This is a genomic window from Mycobacterium tuberculosis complex sp. N0072, assembly GCF_030323725.1.
GTDB classification, from domain to species: Bacteria; Actinomycetota; Actinomycetes; order Mycobacteriales; family Mycobacteriaceae; genus Mycobacterium; species Mycobacterium tuberculosis.
On the sequence record NZ_CP040689.1, the window covers coordinates 1,622,508 to 1,645,576 of the forward strand.

Consider the following 23,069-nt stretch of genomic DNA (forward strand, 5'->3'; position numbering starts at 1 on the left):
ACGTCAAGCCCGGCTTCGCATGGTTGTCAACCAGCCACGCCAGGCCGACGGATGCTTGACTACCTTGATCAACAGTGGGAGCGAGTCGAAATAGCTCACGCGTTCTACGGCCTTGTCGCCACGCAGCAGGAACCGATCGACGACTGGCCACTCGACGACCTCGCTGCCGAGCCGTGCTATCAGCCGGAACTCGATGAACACCACGTCGCCTGCTTGGCTCCACCGGTCAACTTCCCCGTGCAGGTCAGGCAGCAAACCCAGAATCCGAGTGAACTCCCGCTGGGCCGCCCCCAGGCCGTGCCTCGGCGGTGACAGTGGCCGTACCAGGACTACGTCGGGATGAAGGTGATCGGTCAGTCTATCCGGCGACGGCGCCTTCCAGAAGTCGGCGAACCCTTCGACGAATGCGTTGGATGCGCTCATCTGCATGGCCCTTTCGGTGTTTGTTCGCTCGACAGTCTTACTGCGTAAGCCTGGGGGCGAATTCAGCGGACATCGTTGCTTATCGGTAGGAAGCTACGGCCGTCACAGTGGTCTCAGCAGCGGGGGAATACACATTTTGCCCGCCCCGGCGCGACAACTCGGTTGAAGTCATGCCCGGATCGGCATGTTTGGCCACGAACGGAATCGCGACAGCGCCACGGCGTCGAGCCTCGCCATGCACCTAGCCGGCGCCTTTGAACTCGTGAGCGGACCGAAGTGGACCGCCTGTCGCTTCGAGGCGGGCACAGTGCGTATTCCCTCGCAAGGGAAGCGCCGGTGGCAGGCGTGACAGCCGCGGTCAGTGCACGCCTCAAAGCCGATGAGGCGCGACGGCCTGGGTTCTACGCGGCAGGCAGCGGTCCGCTGCCGCAGGTTCGGGGGAGTACGCTACCTGTCATGGAATTGGCCCTGCAGATCACGCTGATCGTCACGAGCGTGCTGGTGGTGTTGTTAGTACTGCTGCACCGGGCCAAGGGTGGCGGGCTATCGACACTGTTCGGCGGTGGTGTGCAGTCAAGCCTGTCCGGCTCGACGGTGGTGGAGAAGAACCTGGACCGGTTGACGCTGTTCGTTACCGGCATCTGGCTGGTGTCCATCATCGGCGTGGCGTTGCTCATCAAATACCGCTAGCGCTGGTCGGCTACCGCCGACCGGACCGGGGGAAGCGGTAGCTCATTGCCGATTACGACTTGGTGCAGCGCAGGATTCTGCTGACCATGACCGGGCTGGCCAGCGCGCTCAGAAACAGTGGTTAGTCGGCCTGACCGGTCACCCGTGCTTTCCTTGCGCGCCATTGGCGCCGCCGATCCCGTCGGGCACACCGACGCCGCCAGGTCCGCCGGTGCCGCCGTCGCCGCCAAAGCCGGGATTGCCGCCACCTTGGCTGGGCCCGCCGTCACCGCCGTTGCCGCCGGCGCCGCCGTTACCGCCGGCGCCGGTGCCGCCTCCGCCTGCCCCACCCGCGGCGCCGTTGCCGCCGTTGCCGCCGTTGCCGGCTTGGCCTTTGCCGTCGAGGCTTTCGATATAGCCGCCGGTGCCGCCGGTGCCGCCTGCGCCGCCAGCGCCGCCGGCGCCGGCGCTGCTGCCATTGCCGATGGTCAATGCGCTGGCGCCGCCGGTGCCACCGACGCCGCCGTTGCCGCCGGTACCGCCTTTGCCGCCGATCATTGAGCTGCCGCCGCCGGTGCCGCCGGCGCCGCCGTCGCCGCCGGCGCCGCCGGCGCCGGCGCTGCTGCCGCCGATGCCAGCTGTGCCGCCAGTACCACCGGCGCCGCCGGTGCCGCCGTCGCCGCCGATGCCGCCAGCGCCTAGCGCCGTGCCGCCGTCGCCACCTTGGCCAGCGGTGCCGCCGTTGCCGCCGGCGCCGCCATTGCCGAACAGCCGGCCACCAGCCCCACCCGCAGCGCCGTTGCCGCCGTCGCCGCCACGGGCGCCGTTGGCACCGCTGTTAGGACTGTCGCCGGCACCGCCGGCGCCGCCGTCCCCGCCGGTCCCACCGGCGCCGCCGGTGCCGAACATCCCAGCAGCACCACCGGCACCACCGCCACCGCCGTTACCGCCAGGGCTGGCGGGGACGGGGGGGAGGCCGCCGCCGCCGTCGGCGCCGCTGGCGCCAGTACCGCCGTTGCCGCCGGCGCCGCCGTTGCCGCTTAGCCAGCCACCGGCTCCACCGGCGCCGCCGGCTCCACCGGCCGCGCCGGTTCCGGCCGCCGGGCTGTAACCGGCACCGCCGGCCCCGCCGTTACCGAACATTCCGGCATCCCCGCCGTTGCCGCCGTTGGGGTGGGCGGCGTCGCCGGCTCCGCCGTTCCCGCCGTTGCCCCACAGCAACCCGCCGGCCCCACCGTTTTGACCGGGCAGCCCGTCGGCGCCGTTGGCGATCAGCGGACGCCCCAGCAGTGTCTGGGTGGGCGCGTTGATGGCCGCGAGCACCTGTTGTTCGAGGGCCTGCAAGGGGGAGGCGTTGGCGGCCTCGGCGGCGGCATACGAGCCCACGCTCGCGGTTAAGGCCTGCACGAACTGTTGATGAAATCTGGCCATTTGGGCACTGAGCGCCTGATAGTCGCGGGCGTAGCCAGAAAACAACGACGCGATGGCCGCCGACACCTCATCGGCCCCGGCGGCCAGGACACCAGCCGTCGTGGGTGCCGCGGCTCCGTTGGCCGCGCTAAGCGCCGCACCGATGCTCGCCACATCCGCTGCCGCCGCTGACAACATTCCCGGGACTACCATCACGTTCGACATCGCTGCAGTCTAAAACCTGGTGCCATCGTTGCGACGCAAAACAATCGACATGCTTACCATTTCTGAGCTCAACTAGCTGCTAGGTTGCCGCACTAGACTGCTGCAAATGCAGGTCTATACGTCGGCAACGCACTGGGGCGTGTTCACCGCTCGGGTGCACGGCGGCGACATTGCGGCCGTGGCCGCGCTCGCCAGTGACACCAACCCGGCTCCGCAGCTGCAAAACCTGCCCGGCGCGGTACGTCACCGCAGCCGCATCGCCAACCCCGCCGTACGGCGCGGATGGCTGCAGCATGGCCCGGGGCCCAGCTCGGCTCGCGGCGCCGAAGAGTTCGTGGAGGTCAGCTGGGACGAGTTGATCGAGCTGCTGGCTTCCGAGCTGCGCCGTACCGTCGACCGCTACGGCAACGAGGCGATCTATGGCAGCTCCTACGGCTGGGCCAGCGCCGGACGGTTCCACCACGCGCAAAGCCAGGTGCACCGGTTCCTCAACATGCTCGGCGGGTACACCGCATCCCGGCACAGCTACAGCGCCGGCGCGTCCGAAGTGATCTTCCCGCATATCGTCGGCGCGGCCCTGTTCGAAGCCCTGGCCGAGACCACGACCTGGGATGTCATCGTCGACCACACCGCGCTGTTGGTGGCGTTCGGCGGATTGCCGGTGAAGAACACCGCGGTGATGCCCGGCGGTACCACCGCTCATCCGGACCGCGACTACGTCGGCCGGTACCGGGCTCGCGGCGGTCGGCTGGTGTCGGTCAGCCCGCTACGTGACGACATCGCCGCGATCGCCGGTCCGCTCGACGATCGATGTCGCTGGCTTGCGCCGGTGCCTGGCACCGATGTGGCGATCATGCTCGGGCTGGCATACGTGCTGGCCACCGAGTCGCTGGCCGATCGCGCGTTCCTTGGCAGGTATTGCACCGGCTACGAACGCTTCGAGCGCTACCTGCTGGGCCTGGATGATGGGATTCCCAAGACACCCGAATGGGCCGCCGCGCTGTCCGGGCTCGCCGCCGGCGATCTGCGAGATCTGGCCCGCCGGATGGCCGAGCACCGGACTCTGATCACCACCAGTCTGTCGTTACAGCGGATAGAGCACGGCGAGCAGACCGTGTGGATGGCCGCGACCCTAGCGGCGATGCTGGGCCAGATCGGGCTTCCCGGAGGGGGTTTCGGTCACGGCTACAGCAGCAACGGCGTCGGCAACCCGCCGTTGGCGTGCGGCCTGCCGGCATTGCCGCAAGGCAACAATCCGGTGTCGACGTTCATTCCGGTGGCGGCGATCAGTGAGCTGCTGCAGCGGCCCGGCCAGCGGCTGGCCTACAACGGCCGATTGCTGGAGCTGCCCGACATCAAGTGCGTCTACTGGGCCGGTGGAAATCCGTTCCACCACCACCAGAACCTGCCGCGGCTGCGTCGTGCACTGTCTCGGGTAGACACGATCGTGGTACACGAACAGTATTGGACCGCGATGGCCAAACACGCCGACATTGTGGTGCCAACCACCACCAGTTTCGAGCGCGACGACTTCGCCGCCAGCAAGACCAATCCCACCTTGATCGCAATGCCTGCGATGGTGCCGCCGTATGCCAACGCCCGCGACGACTACCACACGTTCTCCGCGTTGGCCCACCGGCTGGGGTTCGGCAAGCAATTCACCGAGGGCCGCAGCGCGCGCGAGTGGCTCGAGCACATGTACGACAAGTGGTCGGCCGAGCTGGATTTCCCGGTGCCGTCATTCGCCGAATTCTGGCGGACCGGCCGGCTGGAACTACCGACCAGAACCGGTTTGACGTGGCTTGCCGATTTCCGGGCCGACCCGGCGGCCCATCCGTTGGGGACACCCAGCGGGCGGATCGAGATCTTCTCGGACACGGTCGACGCGTTTGCCTTGCCGGACTGTGCCGGGCACCCCACCTGGTATGAACCGTCCGAATGGCTAGGCGGGCCGCGGGCCGCGCGCTACCCGCTGCATCTGATCGCCAACCAGCCGCGGACCCGACTGCACAGCCAGCTCGATCACGGCGGCGCCAGCATGGCATCGAAAATCCGTGGACGAGAACCGATCCGGATTCACCCGGATGACGCCGCGGCCCGTGAGCTTACTGACGGCGACATCGTGCGCGTGTTCAACGACCGCGGCGCCTGCCTGGCGGGTGTGGTGATCGACGACGGGCTACGGCCCAAGGTGGTGCAACTGTCCACCGGTGCGTGGTTCGATCCCGCCGATCCGCGCGACCCGGACTCGATGTGTGTGCACGGCAATCCCAATGCGCTGAGCAACGATTCCGGCACGTCGTCACTGGCCCACGGCAGCACCGGCCAGCATGTCTTGGTCCAGATCGAGAGGTTCACTGGCGAACTGCCGCCGGTGCGCGCCCACGAGCCACCGCGGCTGGCTTAGCGCCGGACGTCGACTTGTTGGGCGCGAAACGCCGCAATGGACCGAACGACTCGACGTAAGTGTGCCCTGCTGGTGTCGGCTCGAGTCGCAGCACGGGTGAGCACCACGTGCGCCACTAGCCCTGAGCGAAGTGTCGCTGCAACCGCCGGTGCCGATGACCGAAGAGCGCGCGCAACCCTGCCGCGATGAGCGGCGCGGCAAACCTGAGTCCGGCACGCGTCTGGAACGTGATGCGGTCGCGGACAATCGTTTTCGTGTCACCCTCGGGCGTCACGGTGCGTTCGTGCTGCCATTGCCGCATGCTCAGCATCGTCGAATCCTCGCGAAACCGCCGTCCCGGCTCGAGCTCGGCGATGCTGAGCCGGTCATAGTCGAATGGCAACACACCGAACAGTCGCAGCCAGGCACGTCCGATCGGCGCGCCGATCGGCACCGTGTCGACGGTCATCCCTTTCGCGCCGCGAGGCACCGACATCGTCATCCAGGGGCGCAACTCATCGTTGATGCCCTCCGGGGTGACGACCCGTTGCCACACCTGCTCGGCAGGTGCGGCGACGACGCTTTGCCGTTCAATGAGCACCGGTTCAGCGTATCCGACCACGCGGCGCGGTGGGGCTACGTCTCCCTCGCCTCGGTGGCTGCCTAAAGGCCGTTCCGTCCCGGGTTGAGTTCTGCGATGCAGAGGTGGCAGATCGTCAATGCGGGCGAGAATTTGTTCCGGCCTCTGTTGATGCGGGTGACATCGGAAGGTGTGGGTAAAGGGATCAGCCCGAGATCATGCAATCACTGTCCTGACAACCAGATTCAGCACGGCCTGGTAATCGACAGGATTCTGGGACTATCAGACTCCAGCATCACGGTTCTCACCCGGGCCCAGGTCGAGGCGATGGTCGCGGCGCTGCCGCGAAGCTACTGATTCCGCGCAGCTGCTCTGTCAGGGCCGCTGACTTTTCTCTCGGTCATCGTGGTCGCAGGCGCCGCACTCGGTGTCTTCGGGTGGGGAAGCGCGACCTCGAAGGCCACTGAAACGCCTTACGGAGACGCGACGAACCAAATGCCGACGAATACGGCGAGGCCGGTGGCTACCGGGAGCCTGCCACAGAGGATCGCCCAACCTGCCCAGATCGTTGCCTGGCCGAGGAACATCGGGTTCCGCGAGAACGCGTAGGGACCTCCAGCTCCTCGATGACCCGCCTCAGTTCGTCGGCTCGTGCACGGTCCGGTTTCGGAGCCGGTCCAACACGCCGCGAACCGCGTGCTCGGTGACCGACAGCGGTGACATCACCGTTTCGCCGAGGCTCACGATGTAGTCGATCCGATCGACGATGGCTTCCACCGGCTCGACCAACACGATGAGCCGTTTCGCGAGATCGTCCAGGCTGTGCAGGGTACCTTCGAGATGGTCCAGACCGTCCTCCAAGCGCTCCACGGTGCTGTTCAGCTGTGACAGCGAGCTGTTCAGCTCGGCCATGGTCTTACCCAGACCGTCCAGGACGTCTTCGACCTGCTCCACCGTCTTGTCGGCGTTCAATGCGGCCTGGGTGAGGGTTTTCATTCGCCGTCGCACGGGCGCGGGGCGGCCGCTTCTGTCTGCCATGACGGTCATTATGACCCTGACGCGGTTAACTCGGAAGCTTGGCGGCGGCGTCGCGGTCCAGCAGCCAGAGCGTGTTCTGACGCCCGACGGCCCCGGCCGCCGGTACCGAAACCGGATCGGCGCCGCCGATGGCCGCGGCCACGGCGTCGGCCTTACCCGGCCCGGAAACCAGCAGCCACACCTCGCGGGAACGCTGAATCGCCGGCAGGGTCAAGGTGATTCGGCGTGGCGGCGGTTTCGGCGAGTCGTCGACCGCCACCACCATGCGGGTGCTCTCGAGGACGGCGGGGCTGTGCGGGAACAGCGAGTTAATGTGGCCCTCGGGCCCCATGCCCAGCAGGTGGACGTCGAAATTCGGCGCCGGGTCACCTGGTGCGGCACTGGCGGCCAGCACCTGTTCGTAGGCCAGGGCCGCGGCGTCCAGATCGCCGCCGAAGTCACCATCACTGGCGGCCATCGGGTGCACCTGGTTCGATGGAATGTCGACGTGATTGAGCAACGCCCGCCGGGCCTGCTTGAGATTGCGCTCGTCATCGTCTTCGGGAACGTAGCGTTCGTCGCCCCAGAACAGGTGCACCTTGGACCATTCAATCTGCTGTGCTTGGGCGCTGAGGTAGCGCAGAAGCGCAATCCCGTTGCCGCCCCCGGTCAGCACGATCAGCGCCTGCCCTCTGGCCGCCACCGCGGCCCCGATGGCGCCAACCAAGCGCTTACCCGCGGCCGCGACCAGAATGTCGCTATCGGGGAAGATCTCGATGCTACTGCTCACCGGTACTGCACCTTCTTGATTCCCTCGAGCGCGGCGCAGTAGATTTCGTCGGGGTCCAGCCGGCGCAGGTCTTCGGCTAGGCACTCACCGGTTACCCTGCGCGCCAAAGGAACCAGAGCGTCGGGCTTGCCCGTCCGGGTCAGGGTGGCCGTGATTCCCTCCTGGGGACGGCTTAGCACGATGGTCTCGCTGTTGCGCACCAGCTCGACTTTGAGTTCGCCGACCGCCCGTCGCACCGGACCTTCGATCCGGCTGGCTAGCCAGCCGGCTAGGACGTCGAGCGCCGGTTCGGTCTTCAAGCCGGACACCAGCGCCGACTCGATCGGCTCGTGTGGCGGCTGGTCGACGGCCGACGTGAGCAGCGCACGCCAATAGGTGATGCGGCTCCAGGCCAGATCGGTGTCGCCGGCGCCGTAGCCGGCTAGCCGGCTCTTGATGGCCGACAGCGGGTCGATTGCGTTGGTGGCGTCGGTGATGCGCCGAATTGCTAACTTGCCCAACGCATCCTGTGCTGGCACCGCCGGTGCGATGTCGGGCCACCACGCCACCACCGGGATGTCGGGCAGCAGGAAGGGGATAACGACGCTGTCGGCGTGGCCGGCCAGTGGCCCGGACAGCCGCAGCACCACAAACTCGCCGGCGCCGGCGTCAGCGCCGACCCGCAGTTGTGCGTCCAGCCGCGGTCTGTCGGCGTACGGATCGCCCCGCATCGTTACGATGATGCGGCTGGGATGCTCATGGCTGGCGTCGTTGGCCGCCTCGATGGACTCTTCCAGCATGGCTTCGCTGTCCGGCGCAATGCTGAGCGTGAGTACCCGGCCCATCGCGACGGCGCCGATCTTTTCGCGCAGCTCGTCGAGCTTCTTGTTGACCGCGGTGGTGGTGGTGTCGGGCAAGTCGACAATCATCTGCGCCGCTCCTCCTCATCGCTTCGCTCTGCATCGTCGCCGGCGCGGATCACTATGGCCGCCGCCATTCCCGGCCGGTGCGGCGCAGCATCTCCAAGGATGATTCCGGACCCCAGGTACCTGCCTCGTAGGCGTCGGGCGTCCCGTGTGCCGCCCAATGTTCCAACGCTGGATCGAGGATCTCCCACGCCAGTTCGACCTCCGCGTTGACCGGAAACAGCGAGGGCTCGCCGAGCAGGACGTCGAGGATGAGCCGCTCGTAGGCCTCCGGTGAATCTTCGGCGAATGCCGAGCCGTAGGAGAAGTCCATGTTGACGTCGCGGACTTCCATGGCGGTGCCCGGCACCTTGGAGCCGAACCGCAATGTGACACCTTCGTCGGGCTGCACGCGGATGACCATCGCGTTGGTGCCCAGCTCGTCGGTCATGGTGGCGTCGAACGGCAGATGCGGCGCCCGCCTGAAGACCAGAGCGATCTCGGTCACCCGGCGGCCCAATCGTTTTCCCGTTCGCAGATAGAACGGCACGCCGGCCCACCGGCGCGTATCGACTTCCAGGGTGATAGCGGCGAAGGTTTCGGTGGTGGAGTCCTCGGCGAACCCCTCCTCGTCGAGCAGCCCAACCACCTTCTCCCCGCCTTGCCAGCCGGCGGCGTACTGGCCGCGGCTGGTGGTCTGGTCGAGTGGCTCGGCAAGGCGGGTGGCCGAGAGCACCTTGATCTTCTCGGCCTGCAACGCTGCCGGGTGGAAGCTGACCGGCTCCTCCATCGCGGTCAGCGCCAGCAGCTGCATGAGATGGTTCTGGATGACATCGCGGGCCGCGCCGATGCCGTCGTAATAGCCCGCGCGCCCGCCCAGGCCGATGTCTTCGGCCATGGTGATCTGTACGTGGTCGACGTAGTGCGCATTCCAGATCGGGTCGAACAGCTGGTTGGCGAACCGCAGCGCCAGGATGTTCTGCACCGTCTCTTTGCCCAGGTAGTGGTCGATGCGGAAGACCGCTTCCTCCGGGAAGACCGCGTTGACCGCCTTGTTCAGCTCGCGTGCGCTGGCCAGGTCGTGGCCGAACGGCTTCTCTATCACGACTCGGCTCTACCGGTCGCCTTGCGGGCGGGCCAGGCCGGACTTGTGCAGCTGCTCACACACCACCGGGAAGGATTTGGGCGGGATCGCCAGGTAGAAGGCGTGGTTGCCGCCGGTGCCGCGCTCGGCGTCGAGCTTCTCCAGCGTCTCGGCGAGTTGGGCGAACGCGTCGTCGTCGTCGAAAGTGCCTGGCACAAAACGGAATCCCTCGGCCAGCCGGTCCCAGTTCTGTTGCCGAAACGGTGTTCGGCAGTGCTCTTGGACGGCGTTGTACACCACTTGACCGAAATCCTGGGTGCTCCAGTCTCGGCGGGCAAACCCCACCAGCGAGAATGTGGGCGGCAGCAGGCCGCGGTTGGCCAAATCGTAGACGGCCGGCATCACCTTCTTGCGGGCCAGGTCGCCGGTGACGCCGAAAATCACCATGCCGCACGGGCCGGCGATTCTGGGTAATCGCTTGTCCCGCTTGTCTCGTAGCGGGTTGCGCCACGACGCCGCGGCGTGGGCCGGTTTCATTGGGCAGCGGTGTCGAGATGCGCCCGGGTTTCCTGGAGTAGCTCGTTCCAGGAGGCCTCGAACTTCCGCACGCCTTCCTCCTCGAGGACGGCAAACACGTCGGTGAGGTCGATGCCGATCGCCCCCAGCTGGTCGAACACCGCCTGGGCATCGGATGCAGTTCCGGTGACCGTGTCGCCTTGGATCACGCCATGATCAGCGACGGCGTCAATTGTCTTTTCCGGCATAGTGTTCACGGTGTGTGGGGCGACCAACTCGGTGACGTAGAGGGTGTCCGAGTAATCGGGGTTCTTCACGCCGGTGGAAGCCCACAACGGGCGCTGGACCCGGGCGCCGTCGACCTTGAGGGACCGATAACGATCGCTGTCTTCGAAGACCTCCCGGTAGGCGGCATAGGCCAGGCGGGCATTGGCGACACCGGCCTGGCCGCGCAGTTCGAGCGCTTGCCGCGAGCCGATTCTGTCCAGCCGCTTGTCGATTTCGGTGTCCACCCGGGAGACGAAAAACGATGCCACCGAATGGATCTTGGACAGGCTGTGTCCGGCTTGCCGGGCCTTTTCCATCCCGGTCAGGTAGGCGTCCATCACCTCGCGGTACCGCTGCACGGAGAAGATCAGCGTAACGTTGACCGAAATCCCTTCCGCCAGAACGGCACTGATGGCGGGCAGACCGGCCTTAGTGGCCGGGATCTTGATGAAAAGGTTCGGCCGGTCGACGATCTTCCACAGCTCGATTGCCTGTTGGATCGTTTTTTCGGTTTCGTGTGCCAGCCGCGGGTCGACCTCGATCGACACCCGGCCGTCGACCCCGTCGGAGTCCTCCCACTGGGGGACCAGCACGTCGCACGCGCTGCGCACGTCGTCAGTGGTGACGGTGCGGATGGTGGCATCCACGTCGGCGCCGCGCGCGGCCAGCTCGGCGATCTGGGCGTCGTAGGTGTGGCCCTCCGACAGCGCCTTCTGAAAGATCGACGGGTTGGTGGTCACCCCGACGACGCTCTTGGTGTCGATCAGCTCCTGCAGATTGCCCGAGCGCAGCCGGTCCCGCGACAGGTCATCCAGCCACACCGATACCCCCGCGGCGCTCAATGCGGCCAGGTTGGGGTTCTGAGCGGTCATCGGTAATCACCCTTCCTCAGTTATCCAGCGCTCGTTCGGCGGCGGCGGCCACGGCCTCGGCAGTGAAGCCGTACTCGCGGAACAAGGTCTTGTGGTCCGCGGATTCGCCGTAGTGCTCGATCGAGACGATCTCGCCCGTGTCGCCAACCAGCTGGTGCCAGCATTGCGCGACGCCGGCTTCGACGGCCACCCGCGCCGACACCGTCGGGGGCAGCACCGCGTCGCGGTACTCGTAGGGTTGGGCCTCGAACCACTCCAGGCACGGCATCGACACCACCCGAGCGAGGATGTCGTTGTCCGCCAGCAACGTCTGCGCCGCGACCGCCAGCTGCACCTCCGAGCCGGTGGCGATGAGAATGACGTCGGGTTCCTCGCCCGGTTGCAGACCACCGGCGTCACTCAGCACGTAACCGCCGCGGGCAACCCCCTCGGCGTCGGTGCCGTCCAGCACCGGCACACCCTGGCGGGTCAGGATCAACCCGACCGGCCCGCTGCCGTTGCGGCGGGCCAGGATCGTGCGCCAGGCGTAGGCTGTCTCGTTGGCATCTGCCGGGCGCACCACCGACAGCCGGGGGATCGCGCGCAGCGCCGAGAGGTGCTCGATCGGTTGATGGGTGGGCCCGTCTTCGCCGAGGCCGATCGAGTCGTGCGTCCAGACGTAGATGGTGTCGATGTCCATCAACGCCGCCAGCCGCACCGCCGGGCGCATGTAGTCGGAGAACTGCAGGAAGGTGCCGCCGTAAGCCCGGGTGGGTCCGTGCAGCACGATGCCGGACAGGATGGCACCCATCGCGTGCTCGCGAACACCGAAGTGCAAGGTGCGACCATACCAGTGCGCGGTGTACTCCTTGGTGGAAATCGAGGGCGGGCCAAAGGAGTCGGCGCCCTTTATCGTTGTGTTGTTGCTGCCCGCCAGGTCGGCCGAACCGCCCCACAACTCGGGCAGTTTCGGCCCGAGCGCGGACAGCACCGCACCCGAGGCCGCACGGGTGGCCAGCGCCTTGGACCCCGGTTCCCAGTGGGGCAAGTCGGCGTCCCAGCCGTCGGGCAACTTCTGCGCGAGCAGCCGGTCCAGCAGCGCCTTGCGCTCGGGTTCACGCCGCGCCCAGGCATCGAATTCGAGCTGCCAGCGTTCGTGGGCCTGTTTGCCGCGGGCCACCAGCCCTCGGGTGTGGGTGAGGACGTCCTCGCGGACCTGGAACGTCTTGTCCGGATCGAAGCCGACGATCTTCTTGACTGCGGCCACCTCGTCGTCGCCCAGCGCCGCGCCGTGCGCCTTGCCGGTGTCCATCAGGTTCGGCGCCGGATAGCCGATGACGGTGCGCAGCGCGATGAACGAGGGCCGGTCGGTGACCGCCTGCGCATTGGCGATGGCCTCCTCGATGCCGACGACGTTCTCACCGCCCTCAACCTCTTGCACGTGCCAGCCGTACGCGCGGTAGCGGGCCGCGGTGTCCTCACACAGCGCGATGTTGGTGTCGTCCTCGATCGAGATCTGGTTGCGGTCGTAGAACACGATGAGGTTGCCCAGTTGCTGGACCGCGGCCAGCGACGACGCCTCCGAGGTCACCCCTTCTTCGATGTCACCGTCGGAGGCGATGACATAGATGTAGTGGTCGAAGGGGCTGGCGCCCGGTTCGGCGTCCGGGTCGAACAGGCCGCGCTCGTAGCGCGAGGCCATCGCCATCCCGACCGCCGACGCCAGTCCCTGCCCCAGCGGGCCGGTGGTGATCTCAACGCCGGGGGTGTGGCGGAACTCCGGGTGTCCGGGGGTCTTGGATCCCCAGGTGCGCAACGACTCAATGTCGGACAGTTCCAGGCCGAAGCCGCCGAGGTAGAGCTGGATGTAGAGGGTCAGGCTGCTGTGCCCGGCCGACAAAACGAACCGATCGCGGCCCAGCCAGTGTGTGTCGCTGGGATCGTGACGCATTGTCCGCTGAAACAGCGTGTAGGCCAACGGAGCCAGGCTCATCGCCGTTCCAGGATGACCGTTGCCGACCTTTTGGACGGCATCGGCGGCCAATACCCGGATGGTGTCGACGGCAGCCGAATCGATCTCGGTCCAGTCGTCGGGATGGCGCGGTCGGGTAAGCGCGGAGATCTCTTCGAGTGTGGTCACAAATTCAGTCCTCGAGTCAGCAAGATGATCAGTCCTCACCCTAGTGCGGGAATCCCGGCGCTTGCAGTGCCGCATATCCGGGTACCCATCCGGGCCCTGTGAAACGTAACCCGCGCGCTACCCACGCTTCGCATTCGGTGCCGATATGCCGAAAAATCACCGTCATCGACCCTGCGGCTCTGCTGCTGGGGCTACGTCGAACACCGTACGTCGCAGAAGTGTGGTGCGGGTCGGGCGGCCGGCTTAATCGCGGTGATAATCGGTTGGTCGGCGATCACCGGCATCATCGGTTGGCCGGCGCTGGTGATGCTGTTCGCCGGGCCTCGCGTCGGCGAGCCGGGCAAGCCGGTGCGCCTGCCGATCCCATGGCGGGATGTTGGTGGGTACCGCCCGACCGGAAGAAGCATCGCGGCATGCCGGCGTGGCGAGCCTCGGGGTCTACACGAATTCGCCGCCGCCGAGCCCGCCGAAGCCACCGCCGCCACCGGCGCCGCCGGCGGTACCTGTGGCGATGGACCCCGGGCTACCGAGGCCGCCGAGACCGCCGAGACCAAGGAGGATGCTGAAGCCGCCGCCACCGCCCTGCCCCCCGTGGCCACCGGTCCCACCGGTGCCTGTTCCAAAGGGCCCCGCGTCGCCGGTGCCGCCGGTGCCCCCGGAGCCACCCATCCCGCCCCGGCCACCGACGCCGGCAAAACCATTGCCGCCAAAGCCGCCCGCACCTCCGTTGCCACCCATCCCAGGCTGAGAGCCGTTGTGGCCGGTGCCGCCGGTGCCGCCAGCGCCGCCGGTGCCGCCGGTGTTACCGTTGCCGCCGTTGCCGCCAGTGCCGCCTCTGCCGCCGGTGAGGCCGCCGTTGGCACCCTGGCCGCCGGTGCCGCCGGTGCCGCCGGTGCCGCCGGTGCCCCAGTCGCCGGGGGTGCCACCTGGGCCGCTGGAACCGCCAAGTCCTGCATCGCCTCCGCGTCCTGCATCGCCTCCGCGGCCCCCGCCGCCGCCGTCACCAGGTGAGGTGACAAGGTCGCCACTGGCGCCGTTGCCACCGTTGCCGCCGTTGCCGGGTGTCCCGCCGGTCCCACCGTTGCCGCCGGCTCCGGTGAGGCCTTGGCCGCCGTTGCCGCCTCTGCCGCCGTTGCCGCCTCTGCCGCCGTCACCGCCATCGCCCTCGTTGGTGCCGAGGACGCCCTTGGCGCCGGTGCTGCCGGCGCCGCCAGTCCCGCCGATGCCACCGTTGCCGCCGTTGGCGCCGGTGCCGCCGTTACCGCCGTTACCCCCGTGGCCGCCGGGGCCGCCGTTTCCGCCGCTGGCAGCGCCGTGGCCGCCGTGACCGCCGTTGCCGCCGTCGTGCAGGATGCTGCCGGCCGGCCCCGCCTTGCCTGCGGTGGAGCCGGTGCCGCCGGGGCCGCCGGCACCGGCGTTGCCGGCGTTGCCGCCGTCGCCGCCTCGCCCGCCGCCGCCGCCGGCGAAGGCCCCTGCTCCCTGGCCGTTGCCGCCGTTGGCCCCGTCACCGGGAGCACCGCCGTCGCCGCCGGCCCCACCGGCACCGCCCGCGCCGTCGCTGACTACGCCTTGACCGCCGTTGCCGCCGGCCCCGCCGTTGCCGCCGGCGCCGCCGTGCCCGCCGGCACCGCCGGGTTGTCCGGGCGCACCCACGGCCACGCCGTTGGCACCGGCGGCGCCGTTGCCGCCGAATCCGCCGAGGCCGCCGTTGCCGCCGGCGCCACCGTTACCGCCGTTCAGGCCGGCCCCGCCGGCCCCGCCGGCGCCACCGTTGCCGCCGGGGTTACCGTTTGGCCCGTTTTCACCAGGGTTGGTGGCGTTGGCACTCATGCCACCAAACGCGCCGTCGCCGCCGCGGCCGCCGTTGCCGCCCGTGCCGGCGCTGCCGCCGTTGCCGCCATTGCCGCCGTCGCCGCCGTTGCCGCCGACCACTTGGGAGTTGCCGCCGTTGCCGCCGTCGCCGCCGTCGCCGCCGCTGGTTGGAGTGAAGCCGTGGGCGCCCTTGGCGCCTGGGGTAGAGCCGGCGCCACCGCTACCGCCCTGCCCGCCGGCGCCGGGGTTACCGCCGTTACCGCCGTGACCGCCGTTACCATCGCCGAAGGCGAAGTTGCCGTTGGCGCCGTTGCCGCCGTCACCGGCGAGCCCGCCGGCCCCCCCTTTGCCGCCGGACCCGCCGACACCCTGGATTCCGTTCTGGCCAAAGAGGTTCCCCGCCAAACCGCCGGGCCCGCCTTGGCCGCCGTTACCGCCTTGCGCGCCGGGCCCGCCGTGGCCGCCGTCGCCGCCCTTGGCGCCCGGCGTGGTGGCGTTGGCGCCGTTGGCGCCGTTGCCGCCGGCCCCACCGTCGGCGCCGTTGCCGCCGGCCCCACCGGTCCCGCCGTCGCCCCCGAAGTCTCCGCCCCGGCCGCCGGCCCCGCCCGCCCCGCCAGCCCCGCCGTTCTGGCCGCTCGTGCCGGATTCGCCCGCGGTGGTGGGCGAGGAACCGGCGACACCGGCCATGCCGTCCCCGCCTTTGCCGCCGGCCCCGCCATTACCAACAAGCCCGCCGTTGCCGCCCTTGCCGCCGGCCCCGCCGGCCCCGCCGGCGACGGTGGCGTTCGCGCCGTTGCCGCCGGTGCCGCCGTTGCCGCCGCTGGTCGGGGTGGCGCCGCGGGCACCGTCTGCACCCGCGGTGGATCCGGCGCCGCCGATCCCACCAGCACCACCGATGCCGCGGCTACCGCCGTTGCCGCCGTTGCCACCAACTCCATCGCCGCCGTTATCGAACGTGCCCTTGGCACCGTTGCCGCCATCACCGCCCATGCCGCCGGCGCCGCCGTTTCCGCCGGCCCCGCCGGCACCCATGCTGCCGTCCTGGTGGGTGGCTGCAAGCGCCTTACCGCCTTGCCCACCGGCTCCACCGCCACCGCCGGCTCCACCGTTGCCGCCCTTGCCGCCGTCGGTGCCATCCGCGCCTGCCCCCAGGCCGTTAAGGCCGGTGGCGCCGGTGGCGCCGTTGCCGCCGTTGCCGCCCTTACCGCCGGCGCCGCCAGCACCGCCGTCGCCTGCTTGGGCTCCGCCGTCGCCGCCCTTACCGCCAGCGCCGCCAGCTCCGCCGCCACCGCCGTTAGGGTCGCCGCCAGAAGGCGGGGCACCGGGGGCGCCGTTGCCGCCGGCACCTCCGGCGCCGCCATTGCCGACCAGCCCGCCGGCCCCGCCGGCCCCGCCGTTACCGCCGGCTTTGCCGCCCGATGAGAAGTGGGCGCCGTTGCCGCCGGCCCCGCCGTTGCCGCCGCTGGTGGGGCTGGCCCCGGCCGCGCCGTGGGCACCGATCGTGGAGCCGGCTCCGCCGGTGCCTCCGGCCCCGCCGGCGCCGGGGTCACCGCCATGGCCGCCGGCCCCGCCGGCACCTGCGTTGAAGGCCTGGTTGCCGGGGCCGCCGGCCCCGCCGTCACCGCCAACACCGCCGGCCCCGCCGGTCCCGCCGGCCCCGCCGGCGCCTTGGCCGCCCAGCAGGCTGATCAGGCCGCCGGCCCCGCCGGGGCCGCCAGCCCCGCCAGCCCCGCCCATCCCGCCGTTACCACCATCACCGCCGTTATCCCCAGCGACAATCAAGGCACGAGAAAATCCGGCCCCGCCGGCCCCGCCGGTCCCGCCAACCCCACCGGCCCCGCCGGCCCCACCGGCGCCGGCCAGCCAGCCGCCCCGCCCTCCGGTGCCGCCATCGCCGGCGTCGCCGCCGACCCCACCGGACGTACCGTGCGGGGACAAGTCCTCACCGGCTGCGCCGGCCACACCCTCCGCGCCGTGTCCGCCGGCACCACCGTGCCCGCCCACGCCCAACAGCCCGGCCGCACCCCCGACACCGCCGTGTCCACCCACACCACCGATCGGGCCGGGCCCGCCGGCACCTCCGTGCCCGCCGGCCCCGTAGAGGGTCCCGCCCAGGCCACCGGCACCACCGGTACCGCCGACCCCGCCGGGCCCGCCGGGCCCGCCGGGCCCGCCGGTTCCGCCGACCCCGAACAACCCGGCGTTGCCGCCGGCCCCGCCGGTTGCCCCGCCCAGCAGGCCCTGCCCGCCGGCCCCGCCGACCCCACCATTGCCCAGCAGCCAGCCGCCGCTACCCCCGACCCCACCGGCGGCGCCGGCCCCACCGGCCCCACCGGCCCCGCCGGTGCCGAACAACCCGGCGGCCCCGCCGGCCCCGCCGACCTGGCCGGGCGCGCCCGAGCCGCCGGCCCCACCGTTGCCCCACAAGATCCCGCCGGCCCCGCCGGCCTGCCCGGTGCCGGGTGCTCCAGCCGCCCCATCACCGATCAACGGGCGACCCAGCAACGCCTGGGTGGGCGCATTGAGGGCATTGAGCACGTTGTGCTCCAGCGTCGCCAACGGTGCGGCGTTGGTCGCCTCCGCGCTGACATACGAGCCGACCGCGGCGCTTAACGTCTGCGCAAATCGGTCATGAAACGCCGCCACCTGCGTGCTGATCGCCTGATACTCCCGAGCATGGCTGCCAAACAGCGTCGCGATCGCCGCCGACACCTCATCGGCGCCCGCGGCCAGCACGCTGGTGGTTGACCCCGCCGCCGCGCTGTTGGCTACACCGATCGATGACCCGATGCGCGCCACATCTAAGGCTGCGGCCGCCACCGTCTCCGGGGTTACGATCACCAACGACATCACAGACCTCCCGCCACGCCCCTGCCCCTTCGGCAGGTCACACTCCTGCCAGATAAGGGTCGCGCCGCCACCTTGTCCGATTCCAGGTCAAAATCCCCATAACCAGCACGAATCTGCTGTGCACAGTGCACATTCGCCCTACTATCGGCTCGTGGCATTGCGGCTAGCAACGGTTGGTCTTCGGGCCCAATCCTTAGGGCGTCACACTGATCAATCCCAGATAGCGATTTTCATCGGGCTGGTGTGAAAATTGTCCTGACCGCGGTTCGGGCTGGCGAGCGGTGCCGATATGCCGGCGAAGTCGTGTGAATCGACCCTGCGGCTCTGCTGCCACAGTTACCCGGTCTACCATCGTGCGTAGTAGAAGCTGCGCGCGGCTGCGATTCCCGAGGAGTTAGTGCGTGAACGTTCGCGGGCGCGTCGCGCCGCGCCGAGTGACTGGTAGGGCAATGAGCACCCTGCTGGCCTACCTGGCGTTAACCAAGCCGCGAGTCATCGAGCTGCTGTTGGTCACCGCGATACCGGCGATGCTGCTGGCCGACCGCGGCGCCATTCATCCGCTGCTCATGCTCAACACGCTCGTCGGCGGGATGATGGCCGCCGCCGGCGCCAACACGCTCAACTGCGTCGCCGACGCCGATATCGACAAGGTGATGAAGCGAACCGCGCGCCGGCCCTTGGCGCGGGAAGCGGTGCCGACCCGAAACGCGTTGGCACTCGGGTTGACGTTGACGGTGATCTCGTTCTTCTGGCTATGGTGCGCCACGAACCTGCTGGCGGGGGTGCTGGCCCTGGTCACCGTCGCGTTTTATGTGTTCGTCTACACGCTTTGGCTCAAGCGACGCACGTCACAGAACGTGGTGTGGGGTGGGGCGGCCGGCTGTATGCCGGTGATGATCGGCTGGTCGGCCATCACCGGCACCATAGCCTGGCCGGCGCTGGCGATGTTCGCGATCATCTTCTTCTGGACGCCGCCACACACCTGGGCATTGGCGATGCGCTACAAGCAGGACTACCAAGTGGCCGGGGTGCCGATGCTGCCGGCGGTGGCGACCGAGCGTCAGGTCACCAAGCAGATCTTGATCTACACCTGGCTGACCGTGGCCGCGACGCTGGTGCTGGCGTTGGCGACCAGTTGGCTTTACGGCGCGGTGGCCCTGGTGGCCGGTGGGTGGTTCCTGACGATGGCCCACCAGTTGTATGCCGGGGTGCGCGCCGGCGAGCCGGTCAGGCCGCTGCGGCTGTTTCTGCAGTCGAACAACTATCTGGCGGTGGTGTTCTGCGCACTGGCCGTCGACTCGGTGATCGCGCTGCCCACGCTGCACTGATTGGGGGCCCAGTTCCGCTGCGGTGCCGGCCCTGCTCGGCCAACGTAGTCAGATGGTTGGATCGCCACCGGCGCCACCGGCGCCGCCCGCGCCACCAGCACCGCCGCTGCCATCTGGGTCCGTCGAGTCGCCGAGGACGCCGGCGCCGCCATTGTCGCCAAATACCGTGAGACCTAGCAGGGTGCCGGCGCCGCCCTTGCCGCCGGCCCCGCCGGCGCCGCCCAATCCACCGAAGCCCCTCCCTTCGGTGGGGTCGCTGCCGCCGTCGCCGCCGTCACCGCCCTTGCCGCCGGCCCCGCCGTCGCCGCCGGCTCCGGCGGTGCCGTCGCCGCCCTGGCCGCCGGCCCCGCCGTTTCCGCCGCCGCCGCCATCGCCGATGATGTTTTCCCCGCCCTTGCCGCCAGCCCCAGCGTTCCCGCCGGCTCCGCCACTGGCGCCGGTGCCGCCGGGTGCAACGGCGTTGGCGCCGTTACCGCCGTTGCCGCCTTTGCCCCCGGTGTCTGCAAAGTCGGGGGTCGCACCCTGCGCGGCGCGGGTCACGCCGTCACCGCTGAGCCCCCCGAGCCCGCCAGCGCCGCTGAAGCCAGGATTGCCGCCGTTGCCGCCATGGCCGCCGTTGGCACCGGGTGCGACGGCGTTGCCGCCGGTCCCGCCGACCCCACCGTTGCCGCCTTTACCACCGTCCTGGCCACGCTCGCCCGCGGTGGTGGCATTGGCACCCTCGGCACCACTACCACCGAGCCCGCCGTCTGCGCCGCGGCCGCCAGTCCCACCGGCCCCGCCATTGCCGGCGAGAGTTCCGCCGTCGCCGCCGGCGCCCCCCTGGCCGCCGTTGCCGCCGCTATTGCCTTTGCCACCGACTGCGCCCGAATCGCTCGCGTTCGTCCCTGCGGCGCCGTTGGCGCCGTTGCCGCCGGCCCCGCCGGCGCCGCCGTTGCCGACCAGCCCGCCATGGCCGCCGGGTCCGCCGTTGGCGCCGTTGGTGCCCGCGGTGGTGGCGTTGGCGCCGTTGCCGCCGGCACCGCCGTTGCCGCCGCTGGTGGGGGTGGCGCCGATGGTGCCCTGAGCGCCGGTGATGGAGCCGGCTCCGCCGGTGCCTCCGGCCCCGCCGGTGCCGGGGTTGCCGCCGTTGCCGCCGTGACCGCCGGCACCACCGTTGACGGCCTGGTTGCCGTTGGCGCCGGCTCCGCGGTCACCGCCGACGCCACCAGCGCCGCCGTCCCCGCCGTCACCGCCGGCGCCTTGGCCGCCCAACAGGCTGATCAGGCCGCCGGCCCCGCCGACCCCGCCGACCCCACCGGCACCGCCGCTACCACCGGCACCGCCGGCCTGTCCGGTGGCAATCACCAGAGAATGGCCGCCCCCGCCGGCCCCACCGGCCCCGCCGATACCGCCGTCCCCGCCGGCCCCGCCGGCACCGGCCAGCCAGCCACCCCGGCCCCCGGTGCCGCCATCGCCGGCGTCGCCGCCGACCCCACCGTTGCTACCGTCTGGGAAGATACCGCCCTTACCGGCGGCGCCGGCGATACCCGCAGCGCCGTGTCCGCCGGCACCACCGTGCCCGCCCACGCCCAACAGCCCGGCCGCACCCCCGACACCGCCGTGTCCACCCACACCACCGATCGGGCCGGGCCCGCCGGCACCTCCGTGCCCGCCGGCCCCGTAGAGGGTCCCGCCCAGGCCACCGGCACCACCGGTACCGCCGACCCCGCCGGGCCCGCCGGGCCCGCCGGGCCCGCCGGTTCCGCCGACCCCGAACAGTCCGGCGTTGCCGCCGGCCCCGCCGGTTGCCCCGCCCAGCAGGCTCTGCCCGCCGGCCCCGCCGACTCCACCATTGCCCAGCAGCCAGCCGCCGCTACCCCCGGCCCCACCGGCGGCGCCGGCCCCACCGGCCCCACCGGCCCCGCCGGTGCCGAACAACCCGGCGGCCCCGCCGGCCCCGCCGACTTGGCCGGGCGCGCCCGAGCCGCCGGCCCCACCGTTGCCCCACAAGATCCCGCCGGCCCCGCCGGCCTGCCCGGTGCCGGGTGCTCCAGCCGCCCCATCACCGATCAACGGGCGACCCAGCAACGCCTGGGTGGGCGCATTGAGGGCATTGAGCACGTTGTGCTCCAGCGTCGCCAACGGTGCGGCGTTGGTCGCCTCCGCGCTGACATACGAGCCGACCGCGGCGCTTAACGTCTGCGCAAATCGGTCATGAAACGCCGCCACCTGCGTGCTGATCGCCTGATACTCCCGAGCATGGCTGCCAAACAGCGTCGCGATCGCCGCCGACACCTCATCGGCGCCCGCGGCCAGCACGCTGGTGGTTGACCCCGCCGCCGCGCTGTTGGCTACACCGATCGATGACCCGATGCGCGCCACATCCGAGGCCGCCGCGGCCACCGTCTCCGGGGTTACGATCACCAACGACATCACAGTCCACCCGCCACGCCCCTGCCCCTTCGGCAGGTCACACTCCTGCCAGATAAGGGTCGCGCCGCCACCTTGTCCGATTCCAGGTCAAAATCCCCATAACCAGCACGAATCTGCTGTGCACAGTGCACATTTGCCCTACTATCGGCTCGTGGCATTGCGGGAAACCTCACCGCGAATACATGAGCTGATCCGCGAGGCAGCGCGAATCGCCCTCAACCCGACCCAGGAATGGCTCGACGAATTCGACCGTGCCATTCTGGCCGCCAACCCATCCATCGCTGCCGACCCCGCCCTGGCCACCGTTGTCAAGCGTTCCAATCGGGCGCATCTCATCCATTTCGCGGCCGCCAACCTGCGCAATCCCGGCGCCCCGGTGCCCGCGAACCTTGGTCCCGAGCCGCTGCGCATGGCCCGTGATCTCGTGCGCGTCGGTTTAGATGCCTTGGCCCTCGACATCTACCGCATCGGACAAAACGTGGCCTGGCGGCGCTGGACGGACATCGCGTTCGGACTGACCTCCGACCCCGACGAGTTGCACGAATTACTGGATGTGCCATTTCGGACAGCCAACGAGTTCGTCGACACCACCCTTGCGGGCATCACCACCGAGATGCAATTGGAACGCGACAAGCTCACCCGCGACGTTCCTGCCGAACGCCGCAAAATCGTCCAGCTGCTCATCGACGGTGCCCCCATCAGCCGTGAGCACGCCGAAGCGCGATTGGGCTACCCTCTCGACCGATCCCACACCGCCGCCGTCATCTGGGGTGACCAGGCCCAGGGCGACCACAGCCACCTGGACCGAGTCGCCGACGCGTTCGGCCATGCCGGCGGATGCCCGCACCCGCTGGTCGTGGTAGCCGGCGCCGCGACTCGCTGGGTGTGGGTAAAAGACGCCCCCGGGTTTGACATCGACCTGATTCACGAGGTGCTCCATGACATACCCGACGCGCGTATCGCCATCGGGGCCACCGCGCCGGGAATCGAGGGGTTCCGGCGCAGCCACCGAGACGCACTCACCACCGCTCGGATGATTATCCGGCTGGAATCACCGCACCGAGTCGCCTTTTTCACCGACGTCGAGATGGTCGCGTTGCTCACCGAAAACGCCGAGGGTGCCGACGACTTCATCCAACGCACCCTCGGAAACCTCGAGTCGGCCAGCCCGGCTCTGAAAACGACGCTGTTGACCTTCATCAACCAGCAGTGCAACGCTTCTCGGGCCGCGAGACTTCTCTTCACCCACCGCAACACCTTGATGAACCGACTCGAGACCGCGCAACGACTTCTGCCCCGCCCTCTCGCCGACACCACCATTCACGTCGCCGTCGCACTCGAAGCCCAGCAGTGGCGGGAGAAGCAAACCAGCGATCCTCCGGCAAAGAAAGAGTCGAATGGCACCAAGATGCGCTAGCAAGA

15 protein-coding genes and 1 pseudogene are annotated in these 23,069 nt (G+C 69.8%); 5 read left to right on the plus strand and 11 right to left on the minus strand.

Features of this window, described 5'->3' with window-relative positions:
* Positions 1 to 3: 3 nt before the first annotated feature.
* Positions 4 to 429, minus strand: a complete 426-nt coding sequence (locus tag FF952_RS07655; RefSeq protein WP_003407404.1) for a nuclear transport factor 2 family protein — start codon at positions 427 to 429, stop codon at positions 4 to 6.
* Positions 430 to 879: 450 nt separating this feature from the next.
* Here FF952_RS07655 and secG point away from each other — a divergent pair, with 450 nt between their 5' ends.
* On the plus strand, positions 880 to 1,113 hold the full coding sequence (secG, locus tag FF952_RS07660) for a preprotein translocase subunit SecG (RefSeq protein WP_003407407.1): 234 nt from the start codon (positions 880 to 882) through the stop codon (positions 1,111 to 1,113).
* Positions 1,114 to 1,251: 138 nt separating this feature from the next.
* Here secG and FF952_RS07665 read toward each other — a convergent pair whose 3' ends face one another.
* Positions 1,252 to 2,727 carry a PE family protein gene (locus tag FF952_RS07665; RefSeq protein ID WP_031653814.1) on the minus strand — a complete coding sequence of 492 codons (1,476 nt, stop codon included), beginning with the start codon at positions 2,725 to 2,727 and terminating at the stop codon, positions 1,252 to 1,254.
* A gap of 106 nt (positions 2,728 to 2,833) precedes the next feature.
* On the opposite strand from FF952_RS07665, the gene FF952_RS07670 reads away from it, so the two are divergent.
* The gene (locus tag FF952_RS07670) at positions 2,834 to 5,134 is read left to right on the plus strand and encodes a molybdopterin guanine dinucleotide-containing S/N-oxide reductase (RefSeq protein ID WP_003407419.1); all 2,301 of its coding nucleotides are present in this window, start codon (positions 2,834 to 2,836) and stop codon (positions 5,132 to 5,134) included.
* A gap of 115 nt (positions 5,135 to 5,249) precedes the next feature.
* Here FF952_RS07670 and FF952_RS07675 read toward each other — a convergent pair whose 3' ends face one another.
* On the minus strand, positions 5,250 to 5,714 hold the full coding sequence (locus FF952_RS07675) for an Rv1443c family protein (protein WP_014584749.1): 465 nt from the start codon (positions 5,712 to 5,714) through the stop codon (positions 5,250 to 5,252).
* A 96-nt stretch (positions 5,715 to 5,810) separates the two neighbouring features.
* Between FF952_RS07675 and FF952_RS20750 the strand changes: the two genes are divergently transcribed.
* On the plus strand, positions 5,811 to 6,050 hold the full coding sequence (locus FF952_RS20750) for a hypothetical protein (RefSeq protein ID WP_003407426.1): 240 nt from the start codon (positions 5,811 to 5,813) through the stop codon (positions 6,048 to 6,050).
* Positions 6,051 to 6,329: 279 nt separating this feature from the next.
* On the opposite strand, the gene FF952_RS07680 is transcribed toward FF952_RS20750, so the two are convergent.
* The 7 genes and pseudogenes from FF952_RS07680 to FF952_RS07710 form a co-directional block, all read right to left on the minus strand.
* Positions 6,330 to 6,740, minus strand: coding sequence for a hypothetical protein (locus FF952_RS07680; RefSeq protein ID WP_003898881.1), 411 nt, complete (start codon positions 6,738 to 6,740; stop codon positions 6,330 to 6,332).
* 16 nt (positions 6,741 to 6,756) lie between these two features.
* Positions 6,757 to 7,500 carry a 6-phosphogluconolactonase gene (gene pgl / locus FF952_RS07685; RefSeq protein ID WP_003407433.1) on the minus strand — a complete coding sequence of 248 codons (744 nt, stop codon included), beginning with the start codon at positions 7,498 to 7,500 and terminating at the stop codon, positions 6,757 to 6,759.
* Positions 7,497 to 8,408 carry a glucose-6-phosphate dehydrogenase assembly protein OpcA gene (opcA, locus tag FF952_RS07690; protein ID WP_003904624.1) on the minus strand — a complete coding sequence of 304 codons (912 nt, stop codon included), beginning with the start codon at positions 8,406 to 8,408 and terminating at the stop codon, positions 7,497 to 7,499. The genes pgl and opcA overlap by 4 nt, the downstream gene beginning before the upstream one ends.
* Positions 8,409 to 8,460: 52 nt before the next feature.
* A pseudogene (zwf, locus tag FF952_RS07695) lies at positions 8,461 to 10,005 on the minus strand (glucose-6-phosphate dehydrogenase).
* Positions 10,002 to 11,123, minus strand: a complete 1,122-nt coding sequence (gene tal, locus FF952_RS07700; protein ID WP_003407447.1) for a transaldolase — start codon at positions 11,121 to 11,123, stop codon at positions 10,002 to 10,004. Before tal ends, zwf begins: the two are co-directional and overlap by 4 nt.
* Before the next feature lie 16 nt (positions 11,124 to 11,139).
* Positions 11,140 to 13,242: a transketolase gene (gene tkt, locus FF952_RS07705; RefSeq protein WP_003407451.1), complete on the minus strand. Its 2,103-nt coding sequence runs from the start codon at positions 13,240 to 13,242 to the stop codon at positions 11,140 to 11,142.
* 438 nt (positions 13,243 to 13,680) lie between these two features.
* Positions 13,681 to 17,904, minus strand: a complete 4,224-nt coding sequence (locus FF952_RS07710; protein WP_031687413.1) for a PE family protein — start codon at positions 17,902 to 17,904, stop codon at positions 13,681 to 13,683.
* 401 nt (positions 17,905 to 18,305) lie between these two features.
* Here FF952_RS07710 and FF952_RS07715 point away from each other — a divergent pair, with 401 nt between their 5' ends.
* Entirely contained in the window at positions 18,306 to 19,232 is a 927-nt protein-coding gene (locus FF952_RS07715) for a heme o synthase (protein ID WP_003898882.1), read from the plus strand.
* Between the two features lie 48 nt (positions 19,233 to 19,280).
* On the opposite strand, the gene FF952_RS07720 is transcribed toward FF952_RS07715, so the two are convergent.
* Positions 19,281 to 21,647 (minus strand): PE family protein, encoded by a 2,367-nt coding sequence (locus FF952_RS07720; RefSeq protein ID WP_031680781.1) that lies wholly within the window; start codon positions 21,645 to 21,647, stop codon positions 19,281 to 19,283.
* Positions 21,648 to 21,798: 151 nt separating this feature from the next.
* On the opposite strand from FF952_RS07720, the gene FF952_RS07725 reads away from it, so the two are divergent.
* Positions 21,799 to 23,064 (plus strand): Rv1453 family transcriptional regulator, encoded by a 1,266-nt coding sequence (locus FF952_RS07725; RefSeq protein WP_003904629.1) that lies wholly within the window; start codon positions 21,799 to 21,801, stop codon positions 23,062 to 23,064.
* The last annotated feature ends 5 nt before the right edge of the window (positions 23,065 to 23,069 follow it).

Bases quoted from the DNA above. Each gene is read 5' to 3' on its own strand.
- FF952_RS07655 (WP_003407404.1), bottom strand. From the start codon at position 429: ATGCAGATGAGCGCATCCAACGCATTCGTCGAAGGGTTCGCCGACTTC.
- secG (WP_003407407.1), top strand. From the start codon at position 880: ATGGAATTGGCCCTGCAGATCACGCTGATCGTCACGAGCGTGCTGGTG.
- FF952_RS07665 (WP_031653814.1), bottom strand. From the start codon at position 2,727: ATGTCGAACGTGATGGTAGTCCCGGGAATGTTGTCAGCGGCGGCAGCG.
- FF952_RS07670 (WP_003407419.1), top strand. From the start codon at position 2,834: ATGCAGGTCTATACGTCGGCAACGCACTGGGGCGTGTTCACCGCTCGG.
- FF952_RS20750 (WP_003407426.1), top strand. From the start codon at position 5,811: ATGCAGAGGTGGCAGATCGTCAATGCGGGCGAGAATTTGTTCCGGCCT.
- FF952_RS07680 (WP_003898881.1), bottom strand. From the start codon at position 6,740: ATGACCGTCATGGCAGACAGAAGCGGCCGCCCCGCGCCCGTGCGACGG.
- opcA (WP_003904624.1), bottom strand. From the start codon at position 8,408: ATGATTGTCGACTTGCCCGACACCACCACCACCGCGGTCAACAAGAAG.
- tal (WP_003407447.1), bottom strand. From the start codon at position 11,123: ATGACCGCTCAGAACCCCAACCTGGCCGCATTGAGCGCCGCGGGGGTA.
- FF952_RS07710 (WP_031687413.1), bottom strand. From the start codon at position 17,904: ATGTCGTTGGTGATCGTAACCCCGGAGACGGTGGCGGCCGCAGCCTTA.
- FF952_RS07720 (WP_031680781.1), bottom strand. From the start codon at position 21,647: ATGTCGTTGGTGATCGTAACCCCGGAGACGGTGGCCGCGGCGGCCTCG.